Below are 16,375 nucleotides of genomic sequence, written 5' to 3'. Positions count from 1 at the left end.
CCCTGGCCGCCGACGCCCGGGGCACGCACACGGGCGAGGCGTCCGGTCCGCTGCGCGTGGCCGCATTCCGCAGCGCGGCCCTGCATCTGCTGCCGCCCGCCCTGGAACGGCTGGCCGCGCGGCACCCCGGCATCGAGGTGACCGTGAGCGTCGTACGGGAAGTGGGCGACGGGACGGCGGGCGAGGTCGCCGCCGGGCGGGCCGACCTCGGAATCGCCACCCTCGGCGACGGCGACCAGCTCCCCGGCGGTCTGATCGGGGACGTGCTGCTGCGCGAGCCGTACTCCCTGGTCCACCCCGCCGGACACCCCGCCCCGCGCACCCTGCCCCTGGTCGACTGGACGGAGAACTGCGGCTCGTACACCCGCGACTGGTGGGCCGCCCAGGACTGGATACCGGCCGCGACCGTCCGCGCCGAGGACGACGGGGCCGTGCTGTCGATGGTGGCGAGCGGGCTCGGCATGGCCGTCATGCCCGCGCTCTCGCTCACCGCCGTACCGCCCGCCGTGGCGGTCACCGACCTCGGACCCGAGCGCCCGTACCGCGCGGTCGGCTATGTGACGACCCCCGAACTGGCCGCGACCTCGGCCGTGCGGGCGCTCGTGCGCGAGGTGCGCGCCCTGCGCCCGGGGACGGCGAACGCCCAGGTCAGGAACCGGTGAGCCGACGAGCCGTCTCAGATAGTAGGAAGTCCGAGTAATGGTGCAGACAGGCGCGGGCCGGTCCCTTAGCTTGGGATGAGCCGAACGACTCGCTCCATCAGCGAATGGCGGTCGTGAGCCGCGCCCTGTGCAGGCAACCCCTGCGGCGCCCGCTCTCCGCCCCTTCCGGCGTCTCACAGCTCATCGCTGCCGTGCCCCAGCTCTGTCGAAGGAGTCGATCACCCATGGCCGAGACGACCGTCCGCCGCCGAGTCCGCCACACCTCCCGTACGAACGAGACCGACCGCGCCCAGGCCGCCGCCGCCCTCCAGCGCGCCCTGGACCGCCGTGACAACGGCGGCGAGACCGGCCACTGAGCCGACGCCGAAGACCGTCCTGTCCGCATCGCGGACAGCTCGTGTCATCACCTGGGACGCCGGAGTAGGGTGCCGACATGTCTCGCAGCATCGATCTCGCAGTGATCCCGGGTGACGGCATCGGCCAGGAGGTCGTGGCCGAAGGTCTCAAGGTCCTCTCCGCCGTCCTCCCGGAGGACGTGAAGCTGGAGACCACGGAGTACGACTTCGGCGCCCGGCGCTACCACGCCACCGGTGAGACCCTCACCGACGCCGACCTCGCCTCCCTCAAGGGCCACGACGCCATCCTGCTCGGCGCCATCGGCGACCCCAGCGTCCCGTCCGGCGTCCTGGAGCGCGGCTTCCTGCTCAAGCTCCGGTTCGCCTTCGACCACCACGTCAACCTGCGCCCCTCCAAGCTGCTCCCCGGCGTCGCCACCCCGCTCGCCGGGCAGCCGGAGATCGACTTCGTGGTGGTCCGCGAGGGCACCGAGGGCCCCTACACGGGCAATGGCGGCACCATCCGCACCGGCACCCCGCACGAGGTCGCCACCGAGGTCTCCGTGAACACCGCCTACGGCGTCGAGCGCGTCGTCCGCGACGCCTTCGCCCGCGCCCAGGCCCGCCCGCGCAAGAAGCTCACCCTGGTCCACAAGAACAACGTGCTGACCTTCGCCGGGCACCTGTGGACCAACATCTTCAACAAGGTGGCCGAGGAGTACCCCGAGGTCACCACCGAGTACATCCACGTCGACGCGGCCACCATCTACCTGGTCACCCAGCCCGAGCGCTTCGACGTCATCGTCACCGACAACCTCTTCGGCGACATCATCACCGACCTCGCCGCGGCCGTCTCCGGCGGCATCGGGGTCGCCGCCTCGGGCAACATCAACCCGGGCCGGGAGTACCCGTCGATGTTCGAGCCCGTCCACGGCTCGGCCCCGGACATCGCCGGACAGGGCAAGGCCGACCCCACCGCCACGGTCCTCTCCGTGGCCCTCCTGCTGCGCCACCTCGGCTACGAGGCCGAGGCCGACCGCGTGGACGCGGCCGTGGCCGCCGACCTCACCGCCCGCGTGGGCGGCCCCGCCCGCTCCACCGCCGAGATCGGCGACGCGCTCGTAGCGGGCGTAACCGGCTGACCCGCCGGGCCCCCGAGGGCCGCCGGGTCGCGTCCAACGCCCGGTGGCCCTTTGCCGTGCGCCCGCGCGATGCCACCATCAACCTCTGGGTCCGCATTCACCCCGATTCCTTCCGGCCCCGGCTCCGCGCGATAATCGAACGCGGAGCCGCGGTATGAGGGAATGCTCGGACGTCCTCACACCGGCCCTCCGGCCGGTGCGGGGTGCGTGAGCGCGGCCCGCCACGACCGGTGCTGCGTTTCGCCGGGGGCGACCCCGGTCCGGCCGAAAGACCGGAAGCCGCCCCGACCACGCCAGGAAGAGAAGGATTCCCGCTCATGACGACGCCCACGATCGAGCTCAAGCCCTCCGCCCACCCGCTCGCCGCCACCGAGCGCGAGGCGATCCTGGCCAACCCCGGTTTCGGCCGCCACTTCACCGACCACATGGTGACCATCCGGTGGACCGAGGGCCGCGGCTGGCACGACGGCCAACTCGTCCCGTACGCCGCCATCCCGCTCGACCCGGCCACCAACGTCCTGCACTACGCGCAGGAGATCTTCGAGGGCCTGAAGGCGTACCGGCGCCCCGACGGCTCGGTCGCCACCTTCCGCCCCGAGCAGAACGCCCGCCGCTTCCAGCGCTCCGCGCACCGCCTCGGGATGCCCGAGCTGCCCGTCGAGACCTTCGTCGCGGCCTGTGACGCGCTGGTCTCGCAGGACAAGGACTGGGTGCCCGCGCACGGCGGCGAGGAGTCCCTCTACCTGCGCCCCTTCATGATCGGCACCGAGGTCGGCCTGGGCGTCAAGCCGTCCAACGAGTACCTGTTCATCGTCATCGCCTCCCCGGCCGGCGCCTACTTCAAGGGCGGCGTGAAGCCCGTCTCCATCTGGGCCTCCGAGGACCGCGTCCGCGCCGTCCCCGGCGGCATGGGCGACGCCAAGACCGGCGGCAACTACGCCGCCTCCCTGCTCGCCCAGGCCGAGGCCGCCGCCAAGGGCTGCGACCAGGTCTGCTACCTCGACGCCGTCGAGCACAAGTGGGTCGAGGAGCTGGGCGGCATGAACCTGTTCTTCGTCTACGGAAACAAGATCGTCACCCCCACCCTGACCGGCTCCATCCTGGAGGGCGTCACCCGCGACTCCCTGCTGACCGTCGCCCGCGACCTGGGCTACGAGGCCGAGGAGGGCCGTATCTCCGTCGACCAGTGGCAGCGCGACTCGGAGAACGGCACCCTCACCGAGGTCTTCGCCTGCGGCACCGCCGCCGTGATCACCCCGGTCGGCACCGTCAAGCGCGAGGGCGCCGAGTGGAAGCAGGGCGACGGGCAGCCCGGCGAGGTCACCCTCCGCCTGCGCGAGGCCCTGCTCGACCTCCAGCGCGGCATCAGCGAGGACAAGCACGGCTGGATGCACGAGCTGGCGCAGTGAGGCGGACGCCGTAACGGTTCGCCGTAAGGCTTCCGGCAGACCGACGGGCAAGCGCCCCGGACCCCGCAGGTCCGGGGCGCTTGCCCGTTCGCCGTTCTGGACACCCGCGCCCGCATACTGAGACGGCCGGTGGGACGGTGGGCGTTCTGTGCCAGACTTCCCCCGTGTTCTCGCTCTCCATGATTATGGGCAGCAGGCGCGCCGGTCCGCAGTGACCACCTCGTACGACCAGGTACGGGTGGCACCGTCGTCCTCGACCCGCGCGCAGACCTCTCGCACCCGCGAGAGGTTTTTTCGTTTTCGGCCCACCCACGGTCGGTGACGGAGCGTGAGGGAAACTGGGGGGAACGGTGGAGCCGGTCATTCCGGTAAGACCGACATCACAACAGGAGCCTTGAGACCATGACCGCAACCAGCGAGCTCGACGATTCCTTCCACGTCTTCGACACCACGCTGCGCGACGGCGCGCAGCGCGAGGGCATCAACCTCACCGTCGCGGACAAGCTGGCCATCGCACGGCACCTGGACGACTTCGGCGTGGGCTTCATCGAGGGCGGCTGGCCCGGCGCCAACCCACGCGACACCGAGTTCTTCGCCCGCGCCGCGAAAGAGCTGGACCTGAGGAACGCGGCGCTCGTCGCCTTCGGCGCCACCCGCCGCGCCGGTGCCAAGGCAGCCGACGACCCGCAGGTCAGGGCCCTGCTGGAGTCCGGCGCCCCGGTGATCACCCTGGTCGCCAAGGCCCACGACCGGCACGTCGAACTCGCCCTGCGCACCACGCTCGACGAGAACCTGGAGATGGTCCGCGACACCGTCGCCCACCTCCGCGCCGAGGGCCGCCGCGTCTTCGTGGACTGCGAGCACTTCTTCGACGGCTACCGAGCCAACCCCGAGTACGCCAAGGCGGTCGTACGCACCGCCGCCGAGGCCGGCGCCGACGTGGTCATCCTCTGCGACACCAACGGCGGGATGCTCCCGGCGCAGATCGGCGCCGTCGTCGCCACCGTGCTCGCCGACACCGGCGCCCGGCTCGGCATCCACGCCCAGGACGACACCGGCTGCGCGGTCGCCAACACCCTCGCCGCCGTCGACGCGGGCGCGACCCATGTGCAGTGCACGGCGAACGGCTACGGCGAGCGGGTCGGCAACGCCAACCTCTTCCCGGTCGTGGCCGCGCTGGAGCTGAAGTACGGCAAGAAGGTGCTGCCCGACGGCGCGCTGCGCGAGACGACCCGGATCTCGCACGCCATCGCCGAGGTCGTCAACCTGACCCCCTCCACCCACCAGCCCTACGTCGGTGTCTCCGCCTTCGCCCACAAGGCCGGGCTGCACGCCTCCGCCATCAAGGTCGACCCCGACCTCTACCAGCACATCGACCCCGAGCAGGTCGGCAACACCATGCGGATGCTGGTCTCCGACATGGCGGGCCGCGCCTCCATCGAGCTCAAGGGCCGCGAGCTGGGCGTCGACCTCGGCGGCGACCGCGAACTGGTCGGCCGGGTGGTCGAGCGGGTCAAGGAGCGCGAACTCGCGGGCTACACCTACGAGGCCGCCGACGCCTCCTTCGAGCTGCTGCTGCGCGCCGAGGCCCAGGGCGCCCCGCTGAAGTACTTCGACGTCGAATCCTGGCGGGCGATCGTCGAGGACCGCCCCGACGGCACCCACGCCAACGAGGCGACCGTGAAGCTGTGGGCCAAGGGCGAGCGGATCGTCGCCACCGCCGAGGGCAACGGCCCGGTCAACGCCCTCGACCGGGCGCTGCGCGTGGCCCTGGAGAAGATCTACCCGCAGCTCGCCAAGCTGGAGCTGGTGGACTACAAGGTCCGCATCCTGGAGGGCAAGCACGGCACCCAGTCCACGACCCGCGTCCTGATCTCCACGGGCGACGGCGCGGGGGAGTGGTCCACGGTCGGCGTCGCGGAGAACGTCATCGCCGCCTCCTGGCAGGCCCTGGAGGACGCCTACACCTACGGCCTGCTGCGCGCGGGCGTCGAACCGGCCGAGTAGCCGCCGAGCAGGGCCGAGCAGGGCCGGGCAGCCGGGCAGCCGGGTGCGGTGGCGGTCAGGGAGCGCGCCAGACGTTGTCGAACGCGTCCTCCTCGATCCGCCGCCGCTGCCGCACCGCCTCCAGCTCGGTCAGCGCGTCCCCGACGGCGGCGAGCACGAGCGCCAGCCGGTCGTCCTCGGCGTCTTCCTCCGCGCTCTTCGCCCCCGGCTCCCCGATGCCCAGCTCCGCCGCGAGCCCGGTCAGCGCGGGTTCCCGTACGGCCCACCGCTCGGCCGCCCGCCGCCGCTCGGCCGAGTCCGCCGGCTCGGCCCGCCTGAACAGCTGCCGCAGCCCGGACCCGCCCGGCTCCAGCGCGGCCGTATAAGCCGCGGCGAGTCCGTTCCCCCGTCGCCACAGCCAGTCCTCCACCGACTCGTACGGCTCCTCGCGCACCAGCGCGGCGGCCGCCTCGTCCAGCAGCCGGTCCCCGGTGAGATGCCCCGAGGTCGGCACGATCCGGTCCTCCCGCAGGCTCACCACCCCGGCCCCGGCCAGGTCGAGCAGCTCGGCCCCCGCAAGCGCCAGCGAAAGATCCCCGCGCTCCACGGGCCGGTCGGCCCGCACATCGAGCACGACGAACAGCAGATCCTGCGGTGTGGTCATCCGGTACTCCCGGTCAGGAGGGGTGATACGGGCCGCGTACCACCGCCGCCCGACCGGGAAACCCGCCGCGCCGCCGTGCGGGCTAGCGGAGCGTCCACTTCTGGTTGGCGGCTCCCGTGCACGACCAGATCTGGGCCCGTGCGCCGTTCGCCGAGGAGTTGTCCGTCACGTCCAGGCACTTGTCCGCCGCCGTGTTGACCACGTCGCCGGTGGAGGTGTTGTAGGACCACTGCTGGGCGCCGGTGCCGTTGCAGTCGTAGAGCTGGACCTTGGCGCCGTTCGCGGTGGAGGCGGAGGTGACGTCGAGGCACTTGCCGAGGGCGCGGACCGAGCCGTCCGTGGCGACCGTCCACTGCTGGGCGGTGCTGCCGTTGCAGTCGTAGAGCTGGACGGCGGTGCCATTGGCGCTCGAACCGCCCGCCACGTCCAGGCACTTGCCCGCGAGACCGGTGAGGGCGCCGGTGCGGGCGCCGTCGCCGGACTGGGCACCGGACCAGGTGAAGGTGGCGGAGGTGCGGGCGGGGAGGGAGTAAGTGGCGTGCTGGCCGCCCCAGTTGATCGTCACCGTGCGGGCGGACGAGCCGCCGTTGTAGGCGATCAGGGCCTTGCTGCCGTCGGGGTTGCGCCAGGCCACGTTGGGCACGTTGGTGGAGGCCGTCGACGCGATGCGCTGGGCGCCGGGGCGGACGAACTTGGTGAGGTGGCCCATGTCGTAGTACTCGACGGTGTAGTCCACGCTCCCGCTGCGGCTGTCGCCGTTGTGCACGGTGACCAGACCGGTGCAGGTGCCGCAACCGCCGTTGTGCGGGCCCATGTTCTGGTCCACCGCGAGGGACCACTTGGTCACCGACTTCGCCCAGTTGCGGGTGTAGTCGATGATGTTGGACATGTCCTCGCGCTGCTGGTCGGCGATCCAGGTGCCGCCGGAGTGCTCGGTGGCGAAGGCGTCGAGGTTCGGGTACTGGTTGTGCACGGCCGTCTGCTTGCCCACGTCACCGCCGTAGCCGTGCCAGGCGATCCCGCCGAAGTTGGGATGGCTGCGTACGGCCGCGTCGTCCACGGTCTGGGCGGCGTAGGAGTCGTAGGAGTCCCAGTTCCAGTCGTGCGCCAGGACCTTGGTGGACAGGCCCGCCTGCTGGAGCCGGGGCAGCAACTCGCTCTTGGTGAAGTAGGCGAGGCCGCTCGCGTTCCAGCTCATCGAGGGGTAGCCCGAGCAGCAGGTCGGCTCGTTCTGGGCGGTGACGTAGGAGACGTTGACGCCCTGATCGCGGTACGCCTGGAGGTACTTGACGAAGTACGACGCGTAGGCGCCGTAGTCCTCCGCCTTCAGCCAGCCGCCGTTGAGCGAGCCGCTGTCCTTCATCCAGGCCGGGGCCGTCCACGGGGAGGCCATGACGGTGAGGGACGGGTTCAGCTGGAGCGCCTGCCGGGTGAGCGGGGCGACGTCCGCGAGGTCGTGCGCGATCGAGAACCTGGCGAGCGAGGGGTCGGTCTGCCCGGCGGGCACGTCGTCGTAGGTGTAGCCGGAGCGGGCCAGGTCGGAGGCGCCCATCGGGTTGCGCAGGAACGACAGTCCGATGCCGTCCGTGGGGGAGAACAGCTTGCGCAGGGTGGCGTCGCGGGTGGCCTGGGAGAGCGCGCCGCTGCTGTTCATCAGCCAGGCGGCGGTGTCGGTGAAGGACGCGCCGCCGCCGGTGAAGGTCTGGTAGCGGGTGTTCTCGTCGACGGTGATGTTCTCGCCGGAGCCGCCGGTGCCCGAGGAGAAGGCGAACGGCGCCTGTTGCTGGAGCCCGCGGGTGACATGGCGCCCGCCGGAGTCGTCGGTGGTGGTGAGCCAGGCCGTCACCGGCTCGCCCGCCGCGTGCGCAGCGGGGACGGCGAGGGTGCCGAGCCCGGCGGTGGTCAACAGCGCGGCCAGCAACAGCCGGACCGGGCGCAGGGGTGGTCTCATGGTGCGCCGCCCTTCGAGGAGTGGGGGGGGAGATGAGGAACAGCGGCGTGCGAGGCGTGAGTTAATGACGGCTTTCACGGTCCGTCAAGGGGTCGCGCATTCAGAAGACGAACGCACAACACCCCTGCTCCACACATGAGTCGGCGGTGTTCCACTTCCGGCGTGAAGCCTTGACGCCTGCTGGGGGCGCGAGTTGACTCACGCCGTGAGTTAAGTCATGAGTGAACCCGAGCCAGATGAGTGACCTCTGAGCCAAGGGAAGGGTCCATGCGAAGAACCGCCCTGCTCGCCTCCGCCGCTCTGCTGACCGCAACTCTCCCGCTGACCGCGGCCGCCACCGCTTCCGGCGCCGCCGACCCGCCGCCCGTGTCCGTCGACCGCTTCGAGGGCGAGGTCCCCTTCGCCGCCCAGCCCGCCGAGGGCATCTTCACCTGGGGCGGCGACAGCGACGACCCGCCCGCCCTGGAACTGGCCGCACGCGCCGACGCCCCCGAGGGCGCCAAGGTCCTCTCCGGCGGCTACGACATCAGCGGCTACGGCGGCTTCACCCACGACTACGCCGCCGCCGGACCCGCCCACGACTGGTCCGCGCACCGGGGCGTCCGCTTCTGGTGGGACGGCCAGGACAACGGCAAGAAGATCGCCTTCGAGATCAAGGACGGGGGCGCCAACGGCGAGGCGTCCGAGCTGTGGACGACCTCCTTCACCGACGACTTCACCGGCTGGAAGCAGGTCGAGCTGCCCTTCGGCGCGTTCACCTATCGCACCGACTACCAGCCGGTCGGCGGCATCGACCACGTCCTCGGCCTGACCGAGATGTGGGGCTACGCCGTCACGCTGCCCACCGGCATCAAGGGCCGCTTCGCCATGGACGGCGTCGAGCTCTACGGCGCCGCCGACCCCGCGCTGCACGCCTCCGTCACCACCGACGCGGCCGTCCACACCGTGCGCGAGGGCGGCACCGCCTCCGTCCGCGTCACCGTCTCCACCACGGGCGAGAAGCCGCTGACCGACCCGGTGACCGTCGGCTACACCACCTCGGGCGGCACCGCCCGCCCCGGCACCGACTACCGGCCCGTCGACGGCACCCTCACCTTCCCGGCCGGCACCCCCTCCGGCACCTCGCGGACGGTGAAGGTGACCACCCTGAAGGACCGCGGCGCCGAGCCCGCCGAGACCGTCCCGCTCAAGCTCACGGTGACCGGCGCCAAAGCCCCCGCCGAGAACCCGCAGATCGTCATCGACGCCCACGGACTGCCGTACCTGGACGTCAAGCTGCCCCTGCGCAAGCGGGTGGCCGACCTGCTCGGCCGGATGTCGCTCGCCGAGAAGGTGGGCCAGATGACCCAGGCCGAGCGCGGCGCCGTCAGCGACCCGGCCGACATCGCGTCCTACGACCTCGGCTCGCTGCTCTCCGGCGGCGGCTCCACGCCCACCCCGAACACCCCCGAGGCGTGGGCGAAGATGATCGACGGCTTCCAACTGCGGGCCCAGGCCACGCGGTTCCAGATCCCGCTGATCTACGGCGTGGACGCGGTGCACGGCCACAACAACCTCGTCGGCGCCACGATCACGCCGCACAACATCGGCATCGGCGCCACCCGTGATCCCCAACTAGCCCAGCAGGCAGGCGCGGTGACCGCCGCCGAAGTCCGCGCCACCGGCATCCCCTGGGACTTCGCGCCCTGCCTGTGCGTGACCCGCGACGAACGCTGGGGCCGCTCCTACGAGTCCTTCGGCGAGGACCCGGCGCTGGTCGAGTCCCTGGAGACGGTGATCCAGGGCCTCCAGGGCCGCGCCGACGGCCGCGACCTCGCCCGCCCCGACAAGGTCCTCGCCACCGCCAAGCACTTCGTCGGTGACGGCGGCACCACCTACGGCTCCTCCACCACCGGCACCTACACGATCGACCAGGGCGTCACCAAGGTCACCCGGCAGCAGCTGGAGGCCGTCCACCTCGCGCCGTACCAGGACGCCGTGGACCGGGGGATCGGCACGGTCATGCCGTCGTACTCCTCGCTGGAGGTCATCGGCGACGGACGCGGCCCGGTGAAGATGCACGCCCGCGCGGACATGATCAACAACGTGCTCAAGGGCCGGATGGGCTTCGACGGCTTCGTGATCAGCGACTGGAACGCCATCGACCAGCTCCCCGGCGACTACGCCGCGCACGTGCGCACCTCGGTGAACGCGGGCGTCGACATGATGATGGTCCCCTACACCTACAAGGACTTCACCGCGGCCCTCACCGCCGAGGTGAAGGCGGGACGCGTCACCGAGCGGCGCATCGACGACGCGGTCTCCCGCATCCTCACCCAGAAGTTCCGCCTCGGTCTGTTCGAGCACCCCTACGCGAACACCTCGGGCGCGTCCGCGATCGGCTCCCCGGTCCACCGCGCCGTCGCCCGCCAGGCCGCCGCCGAGTCCCAGGTGCTGCTGAAGAACAGCGGCGGACTGCTGCCGCTGAGGAAGAACCAGAAGGTGTACGTCGCCGGGTCCAACGCCGACGACATCGGCAACCAGACCGGCGGCTGGACCGTCACCTGGCAGGGCTCCTCCGGGAACATCGTCCCCGGCACCACCATCCTCCAGGGCATGCGGAAGGCGGGCGGTGACGTCACCTACTCCCAGGACGCCTCCGCGCCGACCAAGGGCTACGACGTGGGCGTGGTCGTCGTCGGGGAGACCCCCTACGCCGAGGGGGTGGGCGACGTGGGCAACGGCCACAGCCTCCAGCTGTCCGCCGCCGACCGTGCAGCCGTCGACAAGGTGTGCGCGGCGATGAAGTGCGCGGTGCTGATCGTCTCCGGACGCCCCCAGCTCGTCGGGGACCGACTGGGCAGGATCGACGCCCTGGTCGCCTCCTGGCTGCCCGGCACCGAGGGCGACGGCGTGGCCGACGTGCTCTACGGCAGGAGGGCCTTCACCGGACAGCTCCCGGTCACCTGGCCGAGGTCCGAGGCGCAGCTGCCGATCAACGTGGGTGACGCGTCGTACGACCCGCAGTACCCCTACGGGTGGGGCCTGACCACCCGCACCACCGTGCCGAAGGGCGGCGCGGCGGAGCTCACGGCGCTCGGCAGGGCGGCGGAGCGGGCCGGGCGGGCGCACGACGGCAGGACCGGGCGGGCCCTGGTCACCCGGGCCCGGCTGATCGTCCAGGACAAGGCCGGACAGCGGATCACGGCGGCGGTGGCGAAGCCCTTCGCCGAGGCCGACCACGCGCTGCTGACCGGGGACTACGCGCTGGCGCTGCGCAAGCTGGCGGAGGCCTATCGGGCGGCCTGATTCACCCGAACCAGTGATCCGCACACCTGACCGAAAAGGGGAGGCTTCGGGTAGCGTCGAAGGATGAAGGCCGTCCTGCCGACCCGAAGCCTCCCCGCGCTGCTGCTTGCCGCGCTGGTGCTGGCTTTCACCACCGTGTTCGCCCCCGCGGCGAGCGCGGAGACGAGCGCGTCCACCATCGGCCGGGCCCTGCGCGAGAACCCGGTCTACGTCGACCCGGCCGCCTCCGACCAGCTCTCGCGCGCCGACGCCGACGCGCTGTCCAAGCGGATCAAGGATGCCGGGAAGCCGGTGTTCATCGTGGTCCTGCCCGCCGGGTATCCGACCGACAAGGTCTTCTCCGACGTGCGCACCGCCACCGGAATCACCGGTCTCTACGGCATAAGGCTGGGCGACCGCTTCAACGCCAAGGCCGACTCGGTGGTCATATCGAACACGGCCCGCGAGAACCTGGTGGCGAGCGTCCAGGGCGAGAGCGCCAAGGCGCAGCTCACCGACTTCACCGACCGTGCCCTCGACACCGTCAAGGGGCACGCGCCGTCCGGCTGGGACTCCTCCGGCGGGGGCGTCTCCGGCACCGGACTGATCGTGGCCGCCGGTGTCCTGGTGGCGGCCGGCGCGGGCGCCTACACCCTGGTCCGCCGCAACCGGCGCCGCCGCGACGAGGAGCAGCGTGCCGCCCTCGACCGGCTCCGCGTGGTGGTGGACGAGGACATCAGCGCCTTCGGCGAGGAGCTGGACCGGCTCGACTTCCGGCCCGGCGAGCCCGGCGCCGACGACGCGATGCGCGCCGACTACGAGCGCGCCCTGAACGCCTACGACAACGCCAAGCAGCTCATGGACCGGGCCCGCAGACCCGAGGACGTGCGCGCGGTCACCGAGACCCTGGAGGACGGCCGCTTCTCGCTCGCCGTGCTGGCCGCCCGCCGCGAGGGCCGCGTGCTGCCCGAGCGGCGCCCGCCCTGCTTCTTCGACCCGCGCCACGGCCCCTCGGTGACCGACGCCCTCTGGACGCCGTCCGGCGGCAGCCCGCGCGAGGTCCCCGTCTGCGCGGCCGACGCCGCCCGGCTGGCCGACGGCCGCGACCCCGCGGTGCGCGAGGTCGACACCGAGTACGGCCGCCGCCCCTACTGGGACGCGGGCCCGGCCTACGGCCCCTGGGCAGGCGGCTACTTCGGCGGCGGCCTGCTCCCCGGCCTCCTCGTCGGCACCATGCTCGGCGGCATGATGTCCACCCCCGCCTACGCCTCCGACTACGGCGGCGGCTTCGGCGACAGCGGTTTCGGCGGCTTCGAGGGCGGCGACGTCTCAGGCAGCAACTTCGACCCCGGCGACTTCGGCGGCTTCGGCGACGGCGGAGGCTTCAGCGACAGCGGCGGCGGCGGCGGAGGAGACTTCGGCGGCGGCTTCTGACCCGGGGCACACCCCCGTCAGGCCCGACGCATGCGCGCGAGCGCCCCCTCCCCCGTCAGGGGAAGCAGGGCGCTCGTCGGTGCAGCGGTGCCGTACTCACGGCCGAACCGCCGGAGGCTCACGCGTTCTTGATGGCCGACACGTCGAAGTTGAGCTTGATCTTGTCGGAGACGAGGACGCCACCCGTCTCCAGAGCCGCGTTCCAGGTCAGGCCCCAGTCCGAGCGCAGGAGCTCGGCCTTGCCCTCGAAGCCGATGCGGTCGTTGCCGAACGGGTCCTTGGCGGAGCCGTTGAACTCCAGGTCGATGGAGATCGGCTTGGTCGTGCCGAGGATGGAGAGGTCGCCGGTGATGCGGTAGTCGTCGCCGCCGAGGGACTCCACCTTGGTCGAGCGGAAGGTCATCGTCGGGAACTCGTCCGTCTTGAAGAAGTCGGCGGACTTCAGGTGGGTGTCGCGGTCCGCGTTGCCCGTGTCGATGCTGTCCATCTTGATGTCGAGGTTCGCGGTGGACCTGGAGACGTCCGAGCCGTCGAGGTGCAGCGTGCCGGTGAACTCGGTGAAGCTGCCCTTCACGTTGGTCACCATCGCGTGCCGCGCCGTGAAGCCGAGCGTGGTGTGCGCGGGGTCGATCGTGTACTCGCCGGTGAACCCGGCCAGGTCGCTGCCGGACTCGGCGGTGGCGGCGGTGGTGGCGCTGTCCTTGCGGCTGAAGATGCCCATCGTGTGCTCCTCGGGAGTTTGTTTAAGGTTCAACGAACCCTGCGGTTACGACGGTAACGCCATTCTGTTTGACTTTCAACATCATCCGGTGCGTGTTTTCACGCCAACACGCAGTCACCACGTACGCCCTCTGGCGGACGCGCGTAGAACTCGGGCACCATCTGCGGTGCACCACCTGCACAGCCGCCCCACAGGAAGCACGGCCCACCGCAGGAAGGGTTCCCCACGTGAAGATCCGTTCCATCCTGACCGCGCTCGCGCTCGTCGTCGCGCCCGGAGTCGCCGTCGTCGGCACCGCCTCCGACGCCTTCGCCGTCACCAAGATCACTCACGCCACGGCCACACAGATGTTCCGCGACGTCGGCATCACCTGGTCCTCCTCCGGAGGCTGCTCGGACCGCAACAACTCCACCTGTACGTCGTTCGACCAGCTCAACCTCCCCACCGCCCAGGGCGCCCAGACCCTCAAGCGGGCCACCGGCTGCGCGCTGAACATCACCGGCGGCACCGAGACCGGCCACGCCTCGGGGGCGTACTCGCACTGGAACGGGTACAAGCTGGACTACGGCAAGAACACCTGCGTGACCTCGTACATCAAGAACACCTTCACCTACATCGGGCTGCGCGGCGACGGCGCGCCGCAGTACCAGTCCGGCTCCGGCAACATCTATGCGGACGAGGGCAACCACTGGGACGTCCTCTACTACAACTGCGGCGGCTGCTGAGCGGCCGTGAGGCGGGGGCCGTACCGGGGCGGAAAACCCCGGGACGGCCCCCGCCGCCGTTCGGGGTACGGTGGGCGGGGTCGGCCGTCCGGAGTCCCCGTTTCACCCCACGGCTGGCGTGTCGCGGCATCGGATCCGCGCCCCGCTCCGGTACCGGCCTTTGTCGCACCCCTACAACGCCGACGCCCTCCGGGCAGTCGGAACAGCTGCATGTCGGCATAGTTCTGTTCGGTGGTACCAGGAAAACGCTTCGGAGACTGTACGGAGTGGACGGCTCGCTTTCCTTGATGTCCTTCGTAAGGTCGCTACATGACCGTTTTGGAAGAGACGACGGGTGAGCCGACGGACGCGCGTGGTCGGGTCGCCGAGTTGCACGAGATCCGTGCGCGGGCCCTGGCGGGCCCCAGCGAGAAGGCGACCGAGGCGCAGCACGCCAAGGGCAAGCTGACGGCGCGGGAGCGCATCGAGCTGCTCCTGGACCCGGGTTCCTTCCAGGAGGTCGAGCAGCTGCGCAGGCACCGCGCGACCGGCTTCGGCCTGGAGGCCAAGAAGCCGTACAGCGACGGTGTCATCACCGGCTGGGGCACGGTCGAGGGCCGCACGGTCTTCGTCTACGCGCACGACTTCCGGATCTTCGGCGGCGCGCTGGGCGAGGCCCACGCCACGAAGATCCACAAGATCATGGACATGGCCATCGCGGCCGGTGCCCCGCTGGTCTCCCTGAACGACGGCGCGGGCGCCCGTATCCAGGAGGGCGTCTCCGCGCTCGCCGGCTACGGCGGCATCTTCCAGCGCAACACCAAGGCGTCCGGCGTCATCCCGCAGATCAGCGTGATGCTCGGCCCGTGCGCGGGCGGCGCGGCCTACAGCCCCGCCCTCACCGACTTCGTCTTCATGGTCCGCGAGACCTCGCAGATGTTCATCACCGGCCCGGACGTCGTCAAGGCGGTCACCGGCGAGGAGATCTCCCAGAACGGCCTGGGCGGCGCCGACGTGCACGCCGAGACCTCGGGCGTCTGCCACTTCGCGTACGACGACGAGGAGACCTGCATCGCGGAGGTGCGCTACCTCCTGTCGCTGCTCCCGCAGAACAACCGCGAGAACCCGCCCCGCGTGGAGTCCTCCGACCCGGCCGACCGGCGCGGCGACGTCCTGCTCGACCTGGTCCCCGCCGACGGCAACCGGCCCTACGACATGACCAAGGTCATCGAGGAGCTGGTGGACGACGGCGAGTACCTGGAGGTCCACGAGCGCTGGGCGCGGAACATCATCTGCGCGATGGCCCGCCTCGACGGCCAGGTCGTCGGCATCATCGCCAACCAGCCGCAGGTGCTCGCGGGCGTACTGGACATCGAGGCGAGCGAAAAAGCTGCGCGCTTTGTCCAGATGTGTGACGCTTTCAATATCCCGATCATCACGCTCCTCGACGTGCCGGGCTTCCTCCCCGGTGTCGACCAGGAGCACGGCGGAATCATCCGGCACGGCGCGAAGCTGCTCTACGCCTACTGCAACGCGACCGTGCCGCGGATTTCGCTCATCCTGCGCAAGGCGTACGGCGGTGCCTACATCGTCATGGACAGCCAGTCCATCGGTGCGGACCTGACGTACGCGTGGCCCACGAACGAGATCGCCGTGATGGGCGCCGAGGGCGCCGCCAACGTCATCTTCCGCCGCCAGATCGCCGACGCCGAGGACCCCGAGGCGATGCGCCAGAAGATGGTCAAGGAGTACAAGGCCGAGCTCATGCACCCGTACTACGCGGCGGAGCGCGGCCTGGTGGACGACGTGATCGACCCCGCCGAGACCCGCGAGGTACTGGTCAAGTCGCTGGCGATGCTCCAGTCGAAGCACGCCGACCTGCCCTCCCGCAAGCACGGCAACCCGCCGCAGTGATCGAGCCCTCGGAGACCAAAACCATGAGCACTCCCGACATCCGCGTCGAGAAGGGCCACGCCGAGCCCGAGGAAGTCGCCGCCATCACGGCCGTCCTCCTCGCCCGCGCCGCGGCCCGCCACACCACCCGCCCCTCCGCCGGCCGCCCCCGCGCCGCCTGGCGCCGCCTGGAACGCGAGCCCGGCT

At 71.1% G+C, this 16,375-nt stretch carries 13 protein-coding genes; 10 read left to right on the top strand and 3 right to left on the bottom strand.

Annotated features, from left to right (window positions below; genetic code table 11):
- The 5 genes from GTW40_RS22025 to cimA all read left to right on the top strand — a co-directional run.
- Nucleotides 1–662, top strand: a 662-nt coding sequence (locus tag GTW40_RS22025; RefSeq protein ID WP_161181913.1) for a LysR family transcriptional regulator substrate-binding protein, incomplete at its 5' end; no start/stop codon positions are given.
- Between the two features lie 224 nt (nt 663–886).
- Nucleotides 887–1,018, top strand: coding sequence for a hypothetical protein (locus GTW40_RS33585; RefSeq protein WP_018544689.1), 132 nt, complete (start codon nt 887–889; stop codon nt 1,016–1,018).
- Between the two features lie 77 nt (nt 1,019–1,095).
- Nucleotides 1,096–2,139 (top strand): 3-isopropylmalate dehydrogenase, encoded by a 1,044-nt coding sequence (locus GTW40_RS22020; protein WP_161181912.1) that lies wholly within the window; start codon nt 1,096–1,098, stop codon nt 2,137–2,139.
- Between the two features lie 317 nt (nt 2,140–2,456).
- Nucleotides 2,457–3,548: a branched-chain amino acid aminotransferase gene (locus tag GTW40_RS22015; protein ID WP_161181911.1), complete on the top strand. Its 1,092-nt coding sequence runs from the start codon at nt 2,457–2,459 to the stop codon at nt 3,546–3,548.
- A 402-nt stretch (nt 3,549–3,950) separates the two neighbouring features.
- The gene (cimA, locus tag GTW40_RS22005) at nt 3,951–5,555 is read left to right on the top strand and encodes a citramalate synthase (RefSeq protein WP_161181910.1); all 1,605 of its coding nucleotides are present in this window, start codon (nt 3,951–3,953) and stop codon (nt 5,553–5,555) included.
- 55 nt (nt 5,556–5,610) lie between these two features.
- Here the strand turns inward: cimA and GTW40_RS22000 are convergent, their stop codons facing one another.
- Nucleotides 5,611–6,198, bottom strand: a complete 588-nt coding sequence (locus GTW40_RS22000; protein ID WP_161181909.1) for a GPP34 family phosphoprotein — start codon at nt 6,196–6,198, stop codon at nt 5,611–5,613.
- An 82-nt stretch (nt 6,199–6,280) separates the two neighbouring features.
- Nucleotides 6,281–8,149 carry a ricin-type beta-trefoil lectin domain protein gene (locus GTW40_RS21995; protein ID WP_161181908.1) on the bottom strand — a complete coding sequence of 623 codons (1,869 nt, stop codon included), beginning with the start codon at nt 8,147–8,149 and terminating at the stop codon, nt 6,281–6,283.
- 267 nt (nt 8,150–8,416) lie between these two features.
- On the opposite strand from GTW40_RS21995, the gene GTW40_RS21990 reads away from it, so the two are divergent.
- Together GTW40_RS21990 and GTW40_RS21985 are read left to right on the top strand one after the other, a co-directional pair.
- Nucleotides 8,417–11,437, top strand: a complete 3,021-nt coding sequence (locus tag GTW40_RS21990) for a glycoside hydrolase family 3 N-terminal domain-containing protein (protein ID WP_161181907.1) — start codon at nt 8,417–8,419, stop codon at nt 11,435–11,437.
- Between the two features lie 63 nt (nt 11,438–11,500).
- The gene (locus tag GTW40_RS21985; RefSeq protein ID WP_161181906.1) at nt 11,501–12,850 is read left to right on the top strand and encodes a hypothetical protein; all 1,350 of its coding nucleotides are present in this window, start codon (nt 11,501–11,503) and stop codon (nt 12,848–12,850) included.
- A gap of 118 nt (nt 12,851–12,968) precedes the next feature.
- Here GTW40_RS21985 and GTW40_RS21980 read toward each other — a convergent pair whose 3' ends face one another.
- Nucleotides 12,969–13,571: a YceI family protein gene (locus GTW40_RS21980; protein ID WP_161181905.1), complete on the bottom strand. Its 603-nt coding sequence runs from the start codon at nt 13,569–13,571 to the stop codon at nt 12,969–12,971.
- 227 nt (nt 13,572–13,798) lie between these two features.
- On the opposite strand from GTW40_RS21980, the gene GTW40_RS21975 reads away from it, so the two are divergent.
- The 3 genes from GTW40_RS21975 to GTW40_RS21965 form a co-directional block, all read left to right on the top strand.
- A complete protein-coding gene (locus tag GTW40_RS21975) occupies nt 13,799–14,296 on the top strand; it encodes a hypothetical protein (protein ID WP_161181904.1) in 498 nt (165 codons plus the stop codon).
- Between the two features lie 309 nt (nt 14,297–14,605).
- Nucleotides 14,606–16,189, top strand: coding sequence for an acyl-CoA carboxylase subunit beta (locus GTW40_RS21970; RefSeq protein ID WP_161181903.1), 1,584 nt, complete (start codon nt 14,606–14,608; stop codon nt 16,187–16,189).
- A 23-nt stretch (nt 16,190–16,212) separates the two neighbouring features.
- Nucleotides 16,213–16,375 (top strand): acyl-CoA carboxylase epsilon subunit (locus GTW40_RS21965; protein WP_161181902.1); only part of this gene is annotated, 163 nt, incomplete at its 3' end.

The sequence above is a fragment of the Streptomyces sp. SID4985 genome (assembly GCF_009863025.1).
Taxonomy (GTDB): domain Bacteria; phylum Actinomycetota; class Actinomycetes; order Streptomycetales; family Streptomycetaceae; genus Streptomyces.
This window is presented reverse-complemented; position numbering and strand designations above follow the sequence as displayed.